12 protein-coding genes and 1 pseudogene are annotated in these 18,927 nt (G+C 63.0%); all 13 read left to right on the forward strand.

Features of this window, described 5'->3' with window-relative positions:
* Positions 1–123 precede the first annotated feature (123 nt).
* Positions 124–570 (forward strand): RNA polymerase-binding protein DksA, encoded by a 447-nt coding sequence (gene dksA / locus APH33_RS13430; protein WP_054885619.1) that lies wholly within the window; start codon positions 124–126, stop codon positions 568–570.
* A gap of 63 nt (positions 571–633) precedes the next feature.
* A complete protein-coding gene (gene gluQRS, locus APH33_RS13435) occupies positions 634–1,521 on the forward strand; it encodes a tRNA glutamyl-Q(34) synthetase GluQRS (protein WP_054885661.1) in 888 nt (295 codons plus the stop codon).
* Positions 1,522–1,765: 244 nt separating this feature from the next.
* A complete protein-coding gene (locus tag APH33_RS27210) occupies positions 1,766–1,942 on the forward strand; it encodes a hypothetical protein (RefSeq protein ID WP_003250005.1) in 177 nt (58 codons plus the stop codon).
* Positions 1,926–4,901 (forward strand): sensor histidine kinase, encoded by a 2,976-nt coding sequence (locus tag APH33_RS13445; protein WP_176509684.1) that lies wholly within the window; start codon positions 1,926–1,928, stop codon positions 4,899–4,901. Before APH33_RS27210 ends, APH33_RS13445 begins: the two co-directional genes overlap by 17 nt.
* 4 nt (positions 4,902–4,905) lie before the next feature.
* Entirely contained in the window at positions 4,906–6,348 is a 1,443-nt protein-coding gene (locus APH33_RS13450) for a sigma-54 dependent transcriptional regulator (RefSeq protein ID WP_054885621.1), read from the forward strand.
* 810 nt (positions 6,349–7,158) lie between these two features.
* Positions 7,159–8,550: a polynucleotide adenylyltransferase PcnB gene (locus tag APH33_RS13455; protein WP_054885622.1), complete on the forward strand. Its 1,392-nt coding sequence runs from the start codon at positions 7,159–7,161 to the stop codon at positions 8,548–8,550.
* Positions 8,547–9,026 carry a 2-amino-4-hydroxy-6-hydroxymethyldihydropteridine diphosphokinase gene (gene folK, locus APH33_RS13460; protein ID WP_054885623.1) on the forward strand — a complete coding sequence of 160 codons (480 nt, stop codon included), beginning with the start codon at positions 8,547–8,549 and terminating at the stop codon, positions 9,024–9,026. Before APH33_RS13455 ends, folK begins: the two co-directional genes overlap by 4 nt.
* Before the next feature lie 262 nt (positions 9,027–9,288).
* Positions 9,289–10,089 (forward strand): 3-methyl-2-oxobutanoate hydroxymethyltransferase, encoded by an 801-nt coding sequence (gene panB, locus APH33_RS13465; RefSeq protein WP_054885624.1) that lies wholly within the window; start codon positions 9,289–9,291, stop codon positions 10,087–10,089.
* Entirely contained in the window at positions 10,086–10,949 is an 864-nt protein-coding gene (gene panC / locus APH33_RS13470; protein WP_054885625.1) for a pantoate--beta-alanine ligase, read from the forward strand. Before panB ends, panC begins: the two co-directional genes overlap by 4 nt.
* Before the next feature lie 142 nt (positions 10,950–11,091).
* Entirely contained in the window at positions 11,092–12,756 is a 1,665-nt protein-coding gene (gene pgi / locus APH33_RS13475) for a glucose-6-phosphate isomerase (RefSeq protein WP_054885626.1), read from the forward strand.
* Between the two features lie 192 nt (positions 12,757–12,948).
* Positions 12,949–14,883: pseudogene (gene acs / locus APH33_RS13480) on the forward strand (acetate--CoA ligase).
* A gap of 42 nt (positions 14,884–14,925) precedes the next feature.
* Entirely contained in the window at positions 14,926–15,795 is an 870-nt protein-coding gene (locus APH33_RS13485; protein WP_054885627.1) for an oxygenase MpaB family protein, read from the forward strand.
* Between the two features lie 79 nt (positions 15,796–15,874).
* Positions 15,875–18,811: a DUF748 domain-containing protein gene (locus APH33_RS13490; protein ID WP_054885628.1), complete on the forward strand. Its 2,937-nt coding sequence runs from the start codon at positions 15,875–15,877 to the stop codon at positions 18,809–18,811.
* Positions 18,812–18,927: the final 116 nt, after the last annotated feature.

The raw sequence follows: 18,927 nt of genomic DNA on the forward strand, positions 1-18,927 counted from the left end.
GGGCGGGCTAGCGCAACCCCCGATCTATCTGGTAAGTTCGGCGGCTCGCAGTCGCAGGGCCGGCGGGTGCCGGAGATGGAGCAGCCTGCGCATTGGATCAGATGAGTGAGAGGCGGTCTATTCATGTCCACCGTAGAAAAGCAAAAAACCGGTCAGACCATGTACGGTGTCGCGCCCTATCAAGAGGGCACGGGCGAAGATTACATGGACGACCGCATGAGGGATCACTTCACCAAGCTACTCAATGCTTGGAAAAGCGAGCTCATGCAGAGTGTCGACCGCACCGTAGACCACATGAAGGATGAAGCTGCGAACTTCCCCGATCCGGCCGACCGCGCCAGCCAGGAAGAAGAATTTGCCCTGGAGCTTCGTAACCGCGACCGCGAGCGCAAGCTGATCAAGAAGATCGACAAGACCTTGCAGAAGATCCAGGACGAAGAATACGGCTGGTGCGAATCGTGCGGCATCGAGATCGGCCTGCGCCGCCTTGAAGCCCGTCCTACCGCCGACCTGTGCTTCGACTGCAAGGAAATCGCGGAGAAAAAGGAAAAGACCGTCGGCAAAGGCTGACACGTCTTCCATCCGAACGGGGCGCATCATGCGCCCCGTTTCATTTATATGCCCGGCAATGCCATGAAAGACTCCCGTTATATCGGACGCTTCGCCCCCACCCCAAGCGGCTTCCTGCACTTCGGCTCGCTGGTTGCCGCCCTGGCCTCCTGGCTCGATGCCCGCGCCGTGGACGGCCGCTGGCTGTTGCGCATGGAAGACACCGACCCACCCAGGGAAATGCCAGGGGCCCGCGACGCGATACTGCAGACCCTCGAGCGCTACGGCCTGGAGTGGGATGGCGAAGTGGTTTATCAAAGCCAGCGCCACGAAGCCTATGCCGCCGTGGTCGACCGCCTGTTCAGCATGGGCCTGGCCTACGCCTGTACCTGCTCGCGCAAGCAGCTGGAGGGGCACAATGGCATCTACCCAGGCTATTGCCGTAACGCGGGGCATGCCCGGGAAGGCGCGGCGATCCGCCTGCGGGTACCCGAACTGATCTACCGCTTCAGCGACCGGGTGCAAGGCGAGTTCCAGCAGCATCTTGGGCGCGAAGTGGGCGACTTCATCATCCAGCGACGCGATGGGCTCTATGCCTATCAACTGGCGGTGGTGCTGGACGATGCCTGGCAAGGCATCACCGATATCGTGCGCGGGGCCGACCTGCTCGACAACACGCCGCGCCAACTGTACCTGCAGGAGTTGCTGGGCTTTTCGCAACCGCGCTATCTGCACATTCCACTGATCGTCCAGCCTGACGGGCACAAGCTGGGCAAGTCCTATCGTTCGCCGCCGTTGCAGGCGCAGCAGGCGACGCCTTTGCTGCTGCGCGCGTTGCGGGCGCTGGGGCAGGAAACCGATGCCGAACTGCTGCTGGCAACACCCGCCGAAGTGCTGGCGGTAGCACGCGAGCAGTGGCGACCAGAAGCCATTGCCCGGCAGTTGACGGTGCCAGAGGCTGATTTGCACTGAAGCAGGCATGGCCTGTTCGTGGGTAAACCCGCGCCCACAGGAGCGGTGCAATGCCCAAGACCTGTGCAGTACCTGTGGGAGCGGGTTCACCCGCGAAGAGGACGGCACAGGCAAATACCGCTCAAATTCAAAAGCGTAATAAATTCAGACTCTTGGCGAACCCCATGGATTACCGCTAGCATCGCCACAGTCAATTGCGCCAATAATAAGTCCAAGCCCGCAGCGCCCAACCATCGAGGCCAGCATGTACATCTATCGTTTGGTCCTGCTTCTGGTCGTGGGGATCTACCTGTTCTCCCCGGCCATCATGGACTGGTGGATCGAACCGACCGGTGCCTGGTACCGCCCCTACCTGCTCTGGCTGATCCTGATCGTCGTCACCTTCATCCTGCAGAGCCAACGAGATGCCGATGAGCTTTAGCCTGACCCAGATGATCCTGATCAGCGCCGCGTACCTGATGGTGCTGTTCGGCGTGGCCTGGATCAGCGAGCGAGGGCTGATCCCGCGCTCCATCATTCGCCACCCGCTGACCTACACCTTGTCGCTGGGCGTCTACGCCAGTGCCTGGGCCTTTTATGGTTCGGTAGGCCTGGCCTATCAGTATGGCTACGGCTTCCTCGCCTGTTACCTGGGGGTATCCGGTGCATTCCTGCTGGCGCCGGTGCTGCTCTACCCGATCCTCAAGATCACCCGCACCTACCAGTTATCGTCACTGGCCGACCTGCTGGCGTTCCGTTTTCGCAGCACCTGGGCCGGCGCGCTGACCACCCTCATCATGCTGATCGGCGTGCTGCCCCTGCTTGCCCTGCAGATCCAGGCAGTGGCCGACTCGATCAGCATCCTTACCGGCGAACCGGTCAAGGCCCGGGTGGCCTTTGCCTTCTGTGCGCTGATCATCCTGTTCACCATCTTCTTCGGCTCGCGCCATATCGCCACCCGTGAGAAACACGAAGGCCTGGTGTTCGCCATCGCCTTCGAGTCGGTGATCAAGCTGCTGGCCCTGGGCGGCATCGGCCTGTATGCGCTGTATGGTGTGTTTGGCGGGCCGCACCAACTGGAAGTGTGGCTGCTGCAGAACCAGACGGCCCTGGCAGCCTTGCACACCCCCTTGCAGGAAGGCCCATGGCGCACCCTGCTGCTGGTGTTCTTCGCCTCGGCCATCGTCATGCCGCACATGTACCACATGGCCTTCACCGAAAACCTCAACCCGCGCTCGCTGGTCAGCGCCAGCTGGGGCCTGCCGCTGTTCCTGCTGCTGATGAGCCTGGCCGTGCCGCTGGTGCTGTGGGCCGGCCTGCGCCTGGGCGCCAGCACCAACCCCGAGTACTTCACCCTGGGCCTGGGGATCGCCGCCAACAACCAGGCGCTGGCTTTGCTGGCCTACGTTGGCGGGCTCGCGTCCGCCAGCGGGCTGATCATCGTCACCACGCTGGCGTTGTCGGGCATGGCCCTCAACCACTTGGTGCTGCCGCTTTACCAGCCGCCTGCCGAAGGCAATATCTACCGCTGGCTGAAGTGGACCCGCCGGGCGCTGATCGTCGCCATCATCACTGCCGGCTTCGTCTTCTACCTGACCCAGAACAACCACCAGAGCCTGGCCAACCTGGGCATCGTAGCCTTCGTCGCCACCCTGCAGTTCCTGCCAGGCGTGCTGTCGGTGCTGTACTGGCCGACCGCCAACCGCCGCGGCTTCATCGCCGGTCTGCTGGCCGGGACCGTGGTGTGGCTGGTGACCATGCTGCTGCCGCTGCTGGGCAACCTGCAGGGCTTCTATATCCCGCTGCTGGACATGATTTATGTGCTAGACGACACCAGCTGGCACATGGCGGCCATTGCCTCGCTGGCGGCCAACGTGCTGCTGTTCACGCTGATTTCGTTGTTCACCAACGCCAGCACTGAGGAAGTCAGCGCCGCCGAGGCCTGCGCCGTGGACAACGTGCGCCGGCCGCAGCGCCGCGAGCTGCACGCCGCATCGCCACAGGAATTCGCCACCCAACTGGCCAAACCACTTGGCGCCAAGGCGGCGCAGAAGGAGGTCGAACAGGCCCTGCGAGACCTTTATCTGCCGTTCGATGAGCGCCGCCCCTATGCCTTGCGCCGCCTGCGCGACCGTATCGAGGCCAACCTCTCGGGCCTGATGGGGCCAAGCGTGGCGCAGGACATGGTCGAGACCTTCCTGCCGTACAAGTCCGGTAACGAGAACTACGTCACCGAGGACATCCATTTCATCGAGAGCCGCCTGGAAGACTACCACTCGCGCCTTACCGGCCTTGCCGCCGAACTCGACGCCCTGCGCCGCTACCACCGCCAGACCCTGCAAGAGCTGCCCATGGGCGTCTGCTCGCTGGCCAAGGACCAGGAAATCCTGATGTGGAACAAGGCCATGGAAGAGCTGACCGGCATTGCCGCCAAGCATGTGGTCGGCTCGCGCCTGGTGACCATCAGCGAACCCTGGCGCGGCCTGCTGCAGGGCTTCATCAACGTGCCCGACGAACATTTGCACAAGCAGCGCCTGGCGCTGGACGGTCAACCGCGCTGGCTGAACCTGCACAAGGCGGCCATCGACGAGCCCCTGGCGCCCGGCAACAGCGGCCTGGTGCTGCTGGTCGAGGACCTCACCGAAACCCAGGCCCTGGAAGACAAACTGGTGCATTCCGAGCGCCTGGCCAGCATCGGCCGCCTGGCCGCTGGCGTGGCCCACGAAATCGGCAACCCGATTACCGGCATTGCCTGCCTGGCGCAGAACCTGCGCGAGGAGCGTGAAGGCGATGGGGAAATCATCGAGCTGTCCAGCCAGATCCTCGAGCAGACCAAGCGCGTGTCGCGCATCGTCCAGTCGCTGATGAGCTTCGCCCACGCCGGCGGCAGCCATCAGAACAGTGAAGAGCCGGTATGCCTGGCCGAGGTGGCACAAGACGCCATCGGTCTGCTGGCGTTGAACCGGCGCAACTTCGAAGTACAGTTCTTCAATCTCTGCGACCCGGACCATTGGGCCGAGGGTGATCCGCAGCGCCTCGCCCAGGTGTTGATCAACCTGCTGTCCAATGCCCGCGACGCCTCGCCGCCTGGCAGCGCCGTGCGGGTGCGCAGCGAAGTCAGCGAGCACACCGTCGACCTGATCGTCGAGGACGAAGGCAGCGGGATCCCGAAGAACATCATGGACCGCCTGTTCGAACCGTTCTTCACCACCAAGGACCCGGGCGAAGGAACCGGACTGGGGCTCGCTCTGGTCTATTCCATCGTGGAAGAGCATTATGGGCAAATCACCATCGACAGCCCGGCCGATATCGAACGGCAACGTGGCACCCGGATCCGCGTGACCCTGCCCCGGCATGTCGTAGCGACGTCCCCTGAAATTCGAGACCGTCGAGAGAATTGAATCAATGCCGCACATTCTGATCGTCGAAGACGAAACCATCATCCGCTCGGCCCTGCGTCGGCTGCTCGAACGCAATCAGTACCAGGTCAGCGAAGCCGGCTCGGTACAGGAAGCCCAGGAACGCTTCAGCATTGCCACCTTCGACCTGATCGTCAGCGACCTGCGCCTGCCGGGTGCCCCGGGCACCGAGCTGATCAAGCTTGGCCAGGGCACGCCGGTGCTGATCATGACCAGCTACGCCAGCCTGCGATCGGCGGTGGACTCGATGAAGATGGGCGCGGTGGACTACATCGCCAAACCCTTCGATCACGATGAAATGCTTCAGGCCGTGGCGCGCATCTTGCGTGACCGCCAGAACGCGCCGGCAGCCGCGCCGGCCCCGGCCGCCGAACCGCGGGCCAACGGCAAGGCCGCGCCAGCCGACAAAGGTGCCGCCGCCAATGGCGAGATCGGCATCATCGGTTCGTGCCCGCCCATGCAGGACATGTACAGCAAGATCCGCAAGGTGGCACCGACCGACTCCAACGTGCTGATCCAGGGTGAGTCGGGCACCGGCAAAGAACTGGTCGCCCGCGCCCTGCACAACCTGTCACGGCGCGCCAAGGCGCCGATGATTTCGGTGAACTGTGCGGCCATTCCGGAGACCCTCATCGAATCGGAACTGTTCGGCCATGAAAAAGGGGCATTCACCGGCGCCAGTGCCGGCCGTGCTGGCCTGGTAGAAGCCGCCGACGGTGGCACATTGTTCCTCGACGAAATCGGTGAACTCCCGCTCGAAGCCCAGGCACGCCTGCTGCGCGTGCTGCAGGAAGGCGAGATTCGCCGGGTCGGTTCGGTACAGTCGCAAAAAGTCGACGTGCGCCTGATCGCCGCGACCCACCGCGACCTGAAGAACCTGGCCAAGGCCGGGCAGTTCCGCGAAGACCTGTATTACCGCCTCCACGTGATCGCCCTGAAGTTGCCGGCCCTGCGCGAGCGCGGCAGTGACGTCAACGAGATCGCCAACGCCTTCCTCGCCCGCCAGAGCGCGCGCATCGGTCGTGACGACCTGCACTTCTCGGCCGAGGCCGAGCAAGCCATTCGTCATTACAGCTGGCCGGGCAACGTGCGCGAACTGGAAAACGCCGTGGAGCGTGCGGTGATCCTTAGCGAGAGTGCGGAAATTTCCGCCGACATGCTGGGCATCGACATCGAGCTGAGCGACCTCGAGGAGGATGACATCCTCGACAATGCTCTGGTCGCGGCCAGCGCCAGCAGTGCCAGCCATGAACCGACCGAGGACCTGTCGCTGGAGGACTACTTCCAGCACTTCGTACTTGAGCACCAGGACCACATGACCGAGACCGAGCTGGCACGCAAGCTCGGGGTCAGCCGCAAGTGCCTGTGGGAACGGCGCCAGCGCCTGGGCATCCCACGGCGCAAGAGCAACGCGACCAGCGACAACTGATTCAGATCTCCGTTGGCCTTACCGGCCTCTTCGCGGGCAAGCCCGCTCCCACAGGATTTACACAGTCTCTGACACTGCGTGATCCTGTGGAAGCGGGCTTGCCCGCGAATGGGCCGGCAAAGCCAATGCACACACACCGGGTAACACCTCAGTCCCCGCACAAATCTGTTACCCAACCTTTCCGCCGTAACAGTTCACGAGGCGTACGGTAACGAAAAATCCACATTTCCAGCCCGCCGCCAAACGCAAAATTTCGCCAAACCCTTGATTTCACTGGGTTTTGAAAAGTTGGCACGGCACCTGCTATATGTCTGGTACAAGAACAATAACAAGCACAGCAACTCAGAATAAGAACAAGACGAAACGGCTCACGCACAATAAGAACAAGACGGCGGAGGCGCAGCTAACTGATTCTTTTGGAGAGGATGCGTGTTTGGGGCTTGCCCCACGACCAGGCAGAGAACAACAAAAACTGCACTTCAAAGCAGCGCCTGAACTGGTTGGATCGAACGATCAACATGACGTCAGCGACCAAAGCAATCCGTTTGCTCTTTACCCCTGGATTGGGGGTCGTCCACAAGCTTCGAGATTTGTGGACAGGGCACTCAACAAAAACAAGAAGCCCAGTAAAAAAACAATAAGAGCACGCAACGACTTCTTGGGGAGCTTAGGCTCCCCTTGTCGTTTCTCCCCCTCGGCAGGGCCTCCTGCTACCGCCTACACCATTCCCCGAGTAAATGCTAGAATCCCCGCCCATCATGCGGCCATTCTCCTATTCTTGGCCGAACATTCCTTCAAACAGTGCATCCCATGCTGAAGAAGCTGTTCCAGTCGTTCCGCCCTCCCGTACCGGGCCAGCACCACAGGCGCACCACGCCTGAGGTGATCAACAAGAGCCAACACTCGTTGCAGCGCCACCAGTTCAGCCGCCACGCGGTGAACATCGTCGAGCGCCTGCAGAGCGCGGGCTACCAGGCATATCTGGTCGGTGGCTGCGTCCGCGACCTGATGCTGGGCATCACGCCCAAGGACTTCGACGTCGCCACCAGCGCCACGCCCGAGCAGGTGCGTGCCGAGTTCCGCAACGCGCGCATCATTGGTCGGCGCTTCAAGCTGGTCCACGTGCATTTCGGCCGTGAGATCATCGAAGTCGCCACCTTCCGTGCGCCCCACTCCGAAGACGACCAGGGTGACAGCCACCGTTCGTCCCACAACGCCAGCGGTCGCATCCTGCGTGACAACGTATACGGCACTTTGGAAGAAGACGCGCAGCGCCGCGATTTCACCATCAACGCCCTGTACTACGATCCGGTCAGCGAGCGCATTCTCGACTACGCCAATGGCGTGCACGACATCCGCAACCGTCTGTTGCGTCTGATCGGCGACCCGACCCACCGCTACCAGGAAGACCCGGTGCGCATGCTGCGCGCAGTGCGCTTTGCCGCCAAGCTGGACTTCGGTATCGAGAAGCACACTTTCCAGCCGATCCGCAAACTGGCCCCGCTGCTGCGCGAGATCCCGCCCGCACGCCTGTTCGAGGAATGCCTCAAGCTGTTCCTCTCCGGCCAAGGGGCCATCGCATTCGAGATGCTGGTCGACCTGGAGCTGTTCGAACCGCTGTTCCCGGCCAGTGCCCATGCCCTGGAAGAGCGTCCGACCTACACCCATACCCTGATCAGCCAGGCGCTGAACAACACCGACCTGCGCGTCAAGCAGGGCAAGCCGGTAACCCCGGCCTTCCTGTTCGCCGCCCTGCTCTGGCCAGCCCTGCCAAGCCGTGTACTGCACCTGCAGAGCCAAGGCGTGCCGCCGATTCCGGCCATGAACGGCGCAGCCCACGACCTGATCGCCGAGCAGTGCGCACGCATCGCCATTCCGAAACGCTTCACCCTGCCCATCCGCGAGATCTGGGACATGCAGGAACGCCTGCCGCGCCGCAGTGGCAAGCGCGCCGACCTGCTGCTCGACAACCCGCGCTTCCGTGCCGGTTACGACTTCCTGCTGCTGCGCGAAAGCGCCGGCGAAGAAACCGACGATCTGGGCCAGTGGTGGACCGACTATCAGGATGCCAATGACAGCGAGCGCCGCGAGATGATCCGTGAGCTTGGCAGCCGTGACGAAGGCGCTGCTGCCGGCCCGCGCAAACGCAAGCGCAGTGGCGGCAAGCGCAAGCGCAGCGGTGGTGACGAGGCGTTCGAGTGACCACGCGCGCCTTCATCGGCCTCGGCAGCAATCTGGACGCCCCCGCAGAACAACTGCGCAGCGCCCTGCAGGCGCTCGACCAGATTGCCGACAGCCGCCTGGCGGGCGCTTCGGCGCTGTACACCAGCGACTCGCTGCTGCCCGGCCAGCCGCGTTACACCAACGCGGTAGCCGCCCTCGACACCACCCTGGCACCACTGCAACTGCTCGACGCCCTGCAAGCCATCGAGAACGACCAGGGCCGCGTGCGCAAGGAACGCTGGGGCCCGCGCACCCTCGACCTGGATATCCTGCTGTTCGGCGACCAGGTCATCGATCTGCCACGCCTGCAGGTGCCGCACTACCACATGCATGCGCGCCCCTTCGTGCTGTACCCCTTGGCCGAGCTGGTGGCAGACGACTTCTGTCTGGCCGATGGCCGCGCCCTCGCCGAACTGCTCCAAGCCTGCCCATTCGTCGGCCTGGAACGCCTGTAAACCGGGCGTTTGAGATAGTCACTCAGGCACGGTAACGCAAGTAACACCCTGTTAGTAACAATGCGGTAACAGGGTGATTGACTTCCCCCACCTCGCTCACGACTATAGGCGTCCCGTGTGGCACCAAAGTGCCGCATACCCGTATTTAGGCCCGGACGGACCTGTGCCCGAACATCACGCGCGATGATGTGCCGCTCCGGAAGATGACTACACGCGTTGTATGCAGTCGTTTTTCACAGCGCCTGAACGAGGATTTTCCTACATGCCTGAAGTAACCCTGACCACCCTGCATGGCCTCAAGGCCAAGGGTGAAAAGATCACCATGCTGACCTGCTACGATGCAACCTTCGCCAAGGCCTGCAGCCAGGCTGGCGTCGACGTGTTGCTGGTGGGCGACTCCCTGGGCATGGTCCTGCAGGGCCATGACAGCACACTGCCCGTCACCACTGCAGAGATGGCCTACCACACCGCCTGCGTCAAACGCGGCAATGATGGCGCGCTGATCCTGGCGGACCTGCCGTTCATGGCCCATGCCACTCCCGAGCAGGCGTTTGCCAACTGCGCCACGCTGATGCAGGCCGGCGCCCACATGATCAAGCTCGAAGGCGCCGCCTGGCTGGCCGAAACCATTCGCCTGCTGGCCGAACGCGGCGTGCCAGTGTGCGCGCACATGGGCCTGACGCCGCAGACCGTCAACGTCCTCGGCGGATACAAGGTCCAAGGCCGTCAGGAAGCGCAAGCCCGGCAGATGCGCGCCGACGCCATTGCGCTGGAGCAAGCCGGCGCGGCGATGCTGTTGCTCGAATGCGTACCGAGCGAACTGGCCGCAGAAATCACCCAGGCAGTGAGCATTCCGGTGATCGGCATCGGTGCCGGTAGCGCTACCGATGGCCAGGTATTGGTCCTGCACGACATGCTCGGCCTGTCGCTGAGTGGCCGGGTGCCGAAGTTCGTGAAGAATTTCATGCAAGGCCAGCCCGATATCCAGAGCGCGCTCACCGCCTACGTCAAGGCCGTCAAAGACGTTGCCTTCCCCGCTGCCGAACACGGATTCAGCGCATGAACACAGTCAAGACCGTCCGCGAACTGCGTGCCGCCGTCGCTCGTGCACGCGGCGAAGGCAAGCGCATCGGCTTCGTGCCGACCATGGGCAACCTGCACAGCGGCCATGCCGCGCTGGTGACCAAGGCTGCCCAACGTGCCGATTTCGTGGTCGCCAGCATCTTCGTCAACCCCTTGCAGTTCGGTGCCAACGAAGACCTCGACAAATACCCGCGCACCCTCGCCGCCGACCAGGAGCGCCTGCTGCAGGCCGGTTGCAATCTGCTGTTCGCACCCACCGTGGAAGAGATGTACCCGGACGGCATGAGCGTGCAGACACGAGTCAGCGTGCCCAACCTGTCCGAAGGCCTGTGCGGTGCCAGCCGCCCTGGGCATTTCGAAGGCGTGGCGACCGTGGTCAGCAAGCTGTTCAACATGGTCCAGCCAGACTTGGCCGTGTTTGGCGAAAAGGACTACCAGCAACTGGCGGTAATCCGCGCCATGGTGCGCGACCTGAACATGCCGATCCAGATCATCGGTGAGCCGACCGTGCGCGCCGAAGATGGCCTGGCGCTGTCTTCACGCAACGGTTACCTGACCCCTGAGCAACGCGCCACGGCGCCAGTGGTGTATCGCACCCTGCAGCAGATCGGTGAGGCGCTCGGCCGCGGCCAGGTGGATTTCGCAGCATTGATCGAGCAAGGCAAGGCACAGCTGAGCGCTGCCGGCCTGCGCCCGGATTATCTGGAAGTGCGCCATGCTGTGAACCTGCGCCCGGCAGCGTTCGGTGACCGGGACCTGGTGATTCTGGTTGCTGCTTACTTGGGTAATACCCGGTTGATCGACAACCTGTATCTGCATCTGGACGAGAAGACCGCATAACCTTCCGGGGCTGCTTCGCAGCCCCAAATTCCCCCTGCATACCCATTCCCTGCCCGCGGCCTTTGCCTATAATGATGGCCAGCCTGAACCCGGCAATGACTGCCCTGTCCAAGGCACATCTCGCATCAAGGAATTCCGCGCAATGGCGTATTACCGTACACCCCACGATGTTACGGCCCTGCCAGCCTGGCAGGCCCTGCAAACACACCGCGACGCCATGCAAGGCTTCAGCATGCGCGAAGCCTTTGCCGCCGACGCCAAGCGCTTCGACCAGTTCTCCCTGAGCAGCTGCGGGCTGTTCCTCGACTATTCGAAAAACCTGATTACCGACGAAACCCGTGGACTTCTGGTCAGCCTGGCCGAACAGGTTGGCCTGCAGGATGCAATCAAGTCGATGTTCAGCGGCGAGATCATCAACGCCTCGGAAGGCCGTCCGGTGCTGCACACTGCACTGCGCCGTCCGGTAGGCGACAAGCTCAACGTCAACGGTGTCAACGTGATGCCGGAAGTCCACAAGGTACTCAACCAGATTACCGAGCTGGTCGGCCGAATCCATGACGGCCTGTGGCGTGGCTACAGCGAAAAGCCGATCACTGATGTGGTCAACATCGGCATCGGTGGCTCATTCCTAGGCCCCGAGCTGGTCTCTGAAGCCTTGCTGCCTTACGCCCAGCGCGGCGTGCGTTGCCATTACCTGGCCAATATCGACGGCAGCGAGTTCCATGAGCTATCGGCCAACCTGCGCGCCGAAACCACGCTGTTCATCGTCTCGTCGAAGTCGTTCAACACCCTCGAGACCCTGAAGAATGCGACGGCCGCGCGCACCTGGTACCTTGCTCAAGGCGGCTCGGAAGCCGAGCTGTACCGCCACTTCATCGCGGTTTCCAGCAACAAGGCCGCTGCCGTGGCCTTCGGCATGCGTGAAGAGAACATCTTCCCGATGTGGGACTGGGTAGGCGGGCGCTACTCGCTGTGGTCCGCTATCGGCCTGCCGATCGCCTTGGCCATCGGGACCGCCAACTTCAAGGAACTGCTGTCCGGTGCCTACACCATGGACCAGCACTTCCAGACCGCGCCGTTCGACAAGAACATGCCCGTGCTGCTGGCCCTGCTGGGCATCTGGTACGGCAACTTCTGGGGCGCCAGCAGCCACGCGATCCTGCCGTACGACCATTACCTGCGCAACATCACCAAGCACCTGCAGCAGCTGGACATGGAGTCCAACGGCAAGAGCGTGCTGCAGGACGGCACCCCGGTGAAGACCGATACCGGTCCGGTGATCTGGGGCGGCGTCGGCTGCAACGGCCAGCATGCCTACCACCAGTTGCTGCACCAGGGCACCCAGCTGATTCCGGCCGACTTCATCGTGCCAGTGGTCAGCTTCAACCCGGTGGCGGACCACCATCAGTGGCTGTACGCCAACTGCCTGTCGCAGAGCCAGGCGCTGATGCTCGGCAAGACCCGTGAAGAAGCCGAAGCCGAACTGCGACAGAAGGGCCTGAACGACGCGGACATCGAAAAGCTCGCGCCGCACAAGGTGATTCCGGGCAACCGCCCGAGCAACACCCTGGTAGTCGAACGCATCAGCCCGCGCCGCCTGGGCGCTCTGGTGGCGATGTACGAACACAAGGTGTTCGTGCAAAGCGTGATCTGGGGCATCAACGCCTTCGACCAGTGGGGCGTGGAACTGGGCAAGGAGCTGGGCAAAGGTGTTTACCAGCGTCTTGTGGGAAGCCTCGAAGACAGCGCCGAAGATGGCTCCACCCAAGGCCTGATCAACTACTTCCGCGGCCGTCACCGCGGTTGACCTTTAACCTGCCCCGGCCTCTTCGCGGGTAAACCCGCTCCCACAGGTACTGCACAATACTTGAAATGTGTGCAAAACCTGTGGGAACGGGTTTACCCGCGAAGAGGCCGGGGCAGGTTGAACACTCTCCCCAGCTACACTGTCCATCGAATAGCCGTTGCCGTCCCTCCGACAAGAGCAGGACCACCCGCCATGTTCGATATCAAGCAGTATCCCCAGGCCCTGGCCGTCAGCCAGTCCGCCAGCCTTTCCCCCGACGACTACCAGCGCCTCTACCGCCAGTCGGTCGATGATCCCGACACCTTCTGGGCCGAACAGGCCAAACGCCTGGACTGGATCAAACCCTGGTCGAGCGTGCAGCAATGCGACCTGAAGACCGGCAGCGCCCGCTGGTTCGACGGTGCCCAGCTCAACGTCAGCTTCAACTGCATCGATCGTCACCTGGCCCAGCGCGGCGAGCAAACCGCCCTGCTGTGGGAGGGTGACGACCCCAAGGACTCCAAGGCCATCAGCTACCGTGAGCTGCACCGCTAGGTCTGCCGCCTGGCCAATGCGCTGAAGGCAAGAGGTGTGCACAAGGGCGACCGGGTGTGCATCTACATGCCGATGATTCCAGAAGCCGCGTATGCCATGCTCGCTTGCACACGCATCGGTGCCATCCACTCGGTGGTGTTCGGCGGCTTCTCGCCGGATGCCCTGCGCGACCGCATTCTCGATGCCGACTGCCGCACCGTGATCACCGCCGACGAAGGCGTACGCGGCGGCAAACGCATCCCGCTCAAGCAGAACGTCGACAAGGCCCTGAGCAGTTGCCCTGCGGTCAGCAGCGTGTTCGTGGTACGTCGTACCGGTGGCGATGTCGCCTGGAGCGAAGGCCGCGACCTCTGGTATCACGAAGTGACCGAAAAGGCCGGCGACGACTGCCAGCCCGAACCGATGGACGCCGAAGCCCCATTGTTCATCCTGTATACCTCCGGCAGTACCGGAAAACCCAAAGGGGTGCTGCATGGCACCGCTGGCTACCTGTTGCAGGCGGCGATGACCTTCAAGGTGGTGTTCGATTACCGCGACGGCGAGGTGTTCTGGTGCACGGCAGACGTTGGATGGGTCACCGGTCACAGTTACATCGTCTACGGGCCGCTGGCCAACGGCGCGATTTCGCTGATGTTCGAAGGCGTCCCCAACTACCCAGACACCTCGCGCTTCTGGCAGGTGGTGGACAAGCATCAGGTGAACATCTTCTACACCGCGCCCACTGCGCTGCGCGCGTTGATGCGCGAAGGCTCGGCGCCGCTGCAGGGAACCTCGCGCAAAAGCCTGCGCCTGCTCGGCAGCGTAGGCGAGCCGATCAATCCGGAAGCCTGGGAGTGGTATTTCGAAGAGGTCGGACAAAAGCGTTGCCCCATCGTCGACACCTGGTGGCAGACCGAGACCGGCGGCATCATGCTCACGCCGCTGCCCGGGGCACAACGGCTCAAGCCCGGCTGCGCCACCCAGCCGATGTTCGGCGTGCAACCTGCGCTGCTGGATGAACAAGGCAAACTGGTAGAAGGCCCCGGCGCCGGGCTGCTGGTGATCAAGGCCAGTTGGCCAGGGCAGATACGCAGCGTCTACGGCGACCACCAGCGCATGGTCGACACCTACTTCAAACCCATGCCCGGCTACTATTTCACCGGTGACGGCGCCCGCCGCGATGCCGACGGTGACTACTGGATCACCGGCCGCATCGATGATGTCATCAACGTCTCCGGGCACCGCATCGGCACCGCCGAGGTGGAAAGCGCGCTGGTGCTGCACGACAGCGTCGCCGAGGCTGCCGTGGTCGGCTATCCCCATGACCTCAAGGGCCAGGGCGTGTATGCCTTCGTTACGCCCATGAATGGCATTACCCCGGACGATACGCTCAAGGCCGAGTTGCTGGCGCTGGTCAGCAAGGAGATCGGCAGTTTCGCCAAGCCAGAGCTGATTCAGTGGGCCCCGGCCTTGCCCAAGACCCGCTCGGGCAAGATCATGCGGCGTATACTGCGCAAGATCGCCTGCAACGAACTGGACAATCTCGGCGACACCTCGACCCTGGCCGACCCGAGCGTAGTCCAGGGACTGATCGACAAACGCCTCAATCAATAGCGGGCGGCCACTTTCCCTGGCCGTCCTGACCCACAGGACGCCATGGAAGCCCTACGCCGACGCATCGAAACCCAGCTCATGAGCCTCACCGGGCTGGCCCTCGGCCAGCTCGACCTTGAATCCCCCAAGGGTGACCCCGGCCTGTTCGGCCCCCACAGCATCAGCTGGCGGGTGCATGGCGACTTTCCGAGCATGCTGGTTGGCGGGATCAGCGCCCTGATGCTGCAACTGTTGCACCCGCTGGCCCTGGCCGGAGTGTGGGACCATTCCAATTTTCGCGAAGACCTGCTCGGTCGCCTGCGTCGCACCAGCCAGTTCATCTCCGGCACCACGTTCGGCTCCACCCGGGATGCCGAGTGGTTGATCGACAAGGTGCGGACCATCCACGTGCAGGTGACCGGGACTGCACCGGACGGCCGTCCCTACGCTGCAAGCGACCCCGACCTGCTGACTTGGGTGCATGTGGCCGAAGTCAGCAGCTTCCTTGCTGCCCACCTGCGCTACCGTGATCCGCAACTGTCACGCGCCGGTCAGGACGCTTACTACGCCGAAATCGCCCTCATTGCCGAACGCCTCGGTGCCCGTGGAGTGCCACGCTCCTGCCAACAGGTCGAGGACTATCTGCAGCAGATGCGCCCACAGCTGCAATGCAGCGCCCGTAGCCTGGAAGTGGTCGGGATCCTGCTCGAAGCCCCCGCACCCAGTCGCCTTGCCGAGCCAGTGGGCAAGTTGATGCTGCAGGCGGGTATCGACCTGCTGCCGGATTGGGCCCAGGCCCTGCTCGGCCTTCAACAGGGGCCGCTGCAACGACACATGATCCGCCTTGGCCTGCAGCGCACGGCACCGATCCTGCGCTGGGCCATGCGTGACGGTTCGGCGCACCGGGCCAGGCGGCGCATGGGTATCGAGTGAGGGGAAACTGGTCGCCTCAGCGGAACCGATTTAACGTGCCATACTCCAAGCACTCCTGCTTAGACAGACGAAGCGACACATGTACAAAGGATTGACTCGCGCCCTCGGCGCCCTGTTGGCTCTCGTGGCCCTCTACAGCCTGCTCGGCTTCCTCATCCTCCCTGGTGTCGCCCTGCGGATCGCCAACCAGCAGCTGGCGCAATACGCTACCGTGCCCGCGCATCTGCAACGCATCGAACTCAACCCCTTCAGCCTCGAGCTGACCTTGTGGGGACTGCAACTCGGCGAGCCCGGCAAGGAGCAGGTCGGCTTCGAACGGCTATACGCGAACCTGGCACTCGACAGCCTGTGGAAACGTGCACTGCACCTGCAGGCGATCGAACTCGACAAGCCCCGCAACGAGGTGCTATTCGCCAAGGACGGCACGCTCAACCTGACCCAACTGTTCAAGTTGCCAGCCAGCGAGCCCAGACCGGACACTCCCGCCGGCGATCCCTTCCCGCTGCGTATCGACAGCATCAGGATCAGCGGCGGCTACCTGCATTTCGAGGACGTGCGCCCGAGCGAACCGATCGAGTTCCTCTACGACGACATGAACCTGGAGCTGAAGAATCTCAGTACCCTGCCCGACGACAACGCCGACATGACCTTGGTGGCGCTCGGTCCCAATGGTGGCCGCGTCGACTGGAACGGCACCCTCAGCCTGGCGCCGATCGCCTCGAAAGGCACGCTGAAAGTCACCGACGGCAAGATGAAGCTGTTCTGGCCCTATGTCCGCGATGCCCTGCCCCTTGTTCTCGAAGACGGCGTGGTCAACCTCGATACCCACTACACGCTCAACCTGTCCAAGGAAACCGAGCTGTTGCTGGACAACACCTCGGTCAAAGTCGCGCCGTTCGCCATCAAGGCACCCGATGGCCGGCCATTGGTGCGCCTGGCCAACCTGGAGGTGAGTGAGACGTCCATCGACCTGGCCAGGCAGCTGGTCACCGTCGGCAAAGTCCGCAGCGAAAAACTGGAAACCTGGGCAGCCCTGGAAAAGGACGGCCAGCTCGACTGGCAGAAGCTGTTCGCCAGCCAGCCGGCCAAGCCCACCCCGAAAGAAAAAGCCGAGCCGGCGACTGCCGAGCCCAGCGCAGATGAAAAGGCCGCGAAAGCGCCGAGCAAGCCCTGGCAGGTACTGCTCAAGGACGTGCAGCTGCGCAACTATCAGGCTCACCTCGCCGACCGCAGCCAGAAGGAGCCGGTGGCGCTGGACGTGGGCCCGCTGAACCTCGATATGCAAGGTTTCGACAGCCTCAACCAGTCGCCTTTCACCCTCAAGCTCGACACCGGCATTGGCAAGCAAGGCAAGCTGCAGGCCGCAGGTGAAGTGAATCTGGCGCCGGTCACGGCCAAGCTCGATGTCAGCACCCGTGACATCGACCTGCGCGTCGCCCAAGCCTACATCAGCCCGTTCATTCGCCTTGAGCTGCGCAGTGGCATGCTCGCCAGCGACCTCAAGGTCAACCTCACGAGCACCGAGCCATTGGCCTTCAGCGTTGCAGGCAAGGCTCAGGTCAACCAGCTGCACACCCTGGACACCATCAAGGGCCGTGACTTCGTCAAATGGCAGCAAGTGAACGTAGATGGCCTGTCATACGTGCACGGTGATGCCCTATCGATCGACAAGGTGACCCTGCTGCAGCCCTACGCACGCTTCATCATCAACGAAGACCGCACCACCAGCGTCGACGACCTGCTGATCCCGCAACCGGCCGGCGCGCCTGCCAGCAGCCCGGCCAAGCCGGCCAGTGCCACTGCCGGCAAGCCACTGGGCATCCGCATCGGCCAGATCGACATCAACGATGGCTCGGCCAACTTCGCCGACCTGACCCTCACCCCGAACTTTGCCACCGCCATCCAGCAGCTCAACGGCCAGATAGGCACCATCGACAACCGCAAGCCGACCCCGGCCAAGGTCGACGTCAAAGGCAAGGTCGACCGTTATGCCCCGGTCACCATCAAGGGTGCACTCAACCCGTTCAACCCGCTGGCCAGCCTGGATATCGCCACCAGCTTCAAGCGCGTCGAACTGACCACCTTGACGCCCTACTCCGGCAAGTTCGCCGGCTTCCGCATCCGCAAGGGGCGGCTGAACCTTGACCTGCATTACCTGATCACCAACGGTCAGCTCAAGGCCGAGAACAAGGTGGTGGTCGAGCAGCTGCAACTGGGTGAGAAGGTCGACAGCCCGGATGCCGTGGACCTGCCGATCCGCCTGGCGATCGCGCTGCTGAAAGACACTGAGGGGCGGATCTCCATCGAACTGCCAGTTTCCGGTGACCTGAACAACCCGCAGTTCAGCGTCATGCCGATCGTCTGGCAGACCCTGCGCAACCTGGTACTGCGTGCGGCGCAGGCGCCGTTCAAGTTCATCGGTGGGCTGATTTCCGGTGGTGGCTCGGAAGACCTCGGTACCGTGGCGTTCGCCCCAGGCTCAAGTGAACTTAGTGGCGATGCGCAGTCGACACTGGACAAGCTCGCGTCCGCCCTCAAGGAACGCCCGGAGCTGCGCCTGGAGATCGAAGGCACCAGTGCCCAGAGCAGCGACGGCCCATTGATCGCCCAGCAACGTCTGGAACGTGAATACCAGGCGAACTGGTACAAGATCCTGCAACGCCGTGGCGACAAGGTACCGGCCAATGCCTCGATGCTGCAGGTCGATGAGCGCGACAAGCCGGCGATGCTCGAAGGCATCTACCGGACCCGCCTGAAGCAACAACCTCCCGCCGAGTGGGAGCAGTTGGGCCGTGACGAGCGCACCGCCAAGCTGCGCGAGGCGGTGATCAAGTCCTGGGCTGAAAGCACTGCATTGCTGCGTACCCTTGGCCAGGAGCGGGCCAGCAGCATCAAGGACTACCTGGTCGACAAGGGCAAGCTCGAGGATGACCGGGTGTACTTCATCGATACCAACCTTGGGCAGGCCGAGAGCGATGGGCGGGTGATTACGCCGATGCACCTGGATGCCGAGTAGTCAACAAACCTGCGTGCGCCCTGTAGGAGCGGCCTTGTGTCGCGAAAGGGCCGCACAGCGGCCCCTGGTATTCAATGTTGGTGCGGAGATCGAGGGGCCGCGTTGCGGCCCTTTCG

It is taken from the genome of Pseudomonas sp. NBRC 111130 (genome assembly GCF_001320485.1).
GTDB classification, from domain to species: domain Bacteria; phylum Pseudomonadota; class Gammaproteobacteria; order Pseudomonadales; family Pseudomonadaceae; genus Aquipseudomonas; species Aquipseudomonas vlassakiae.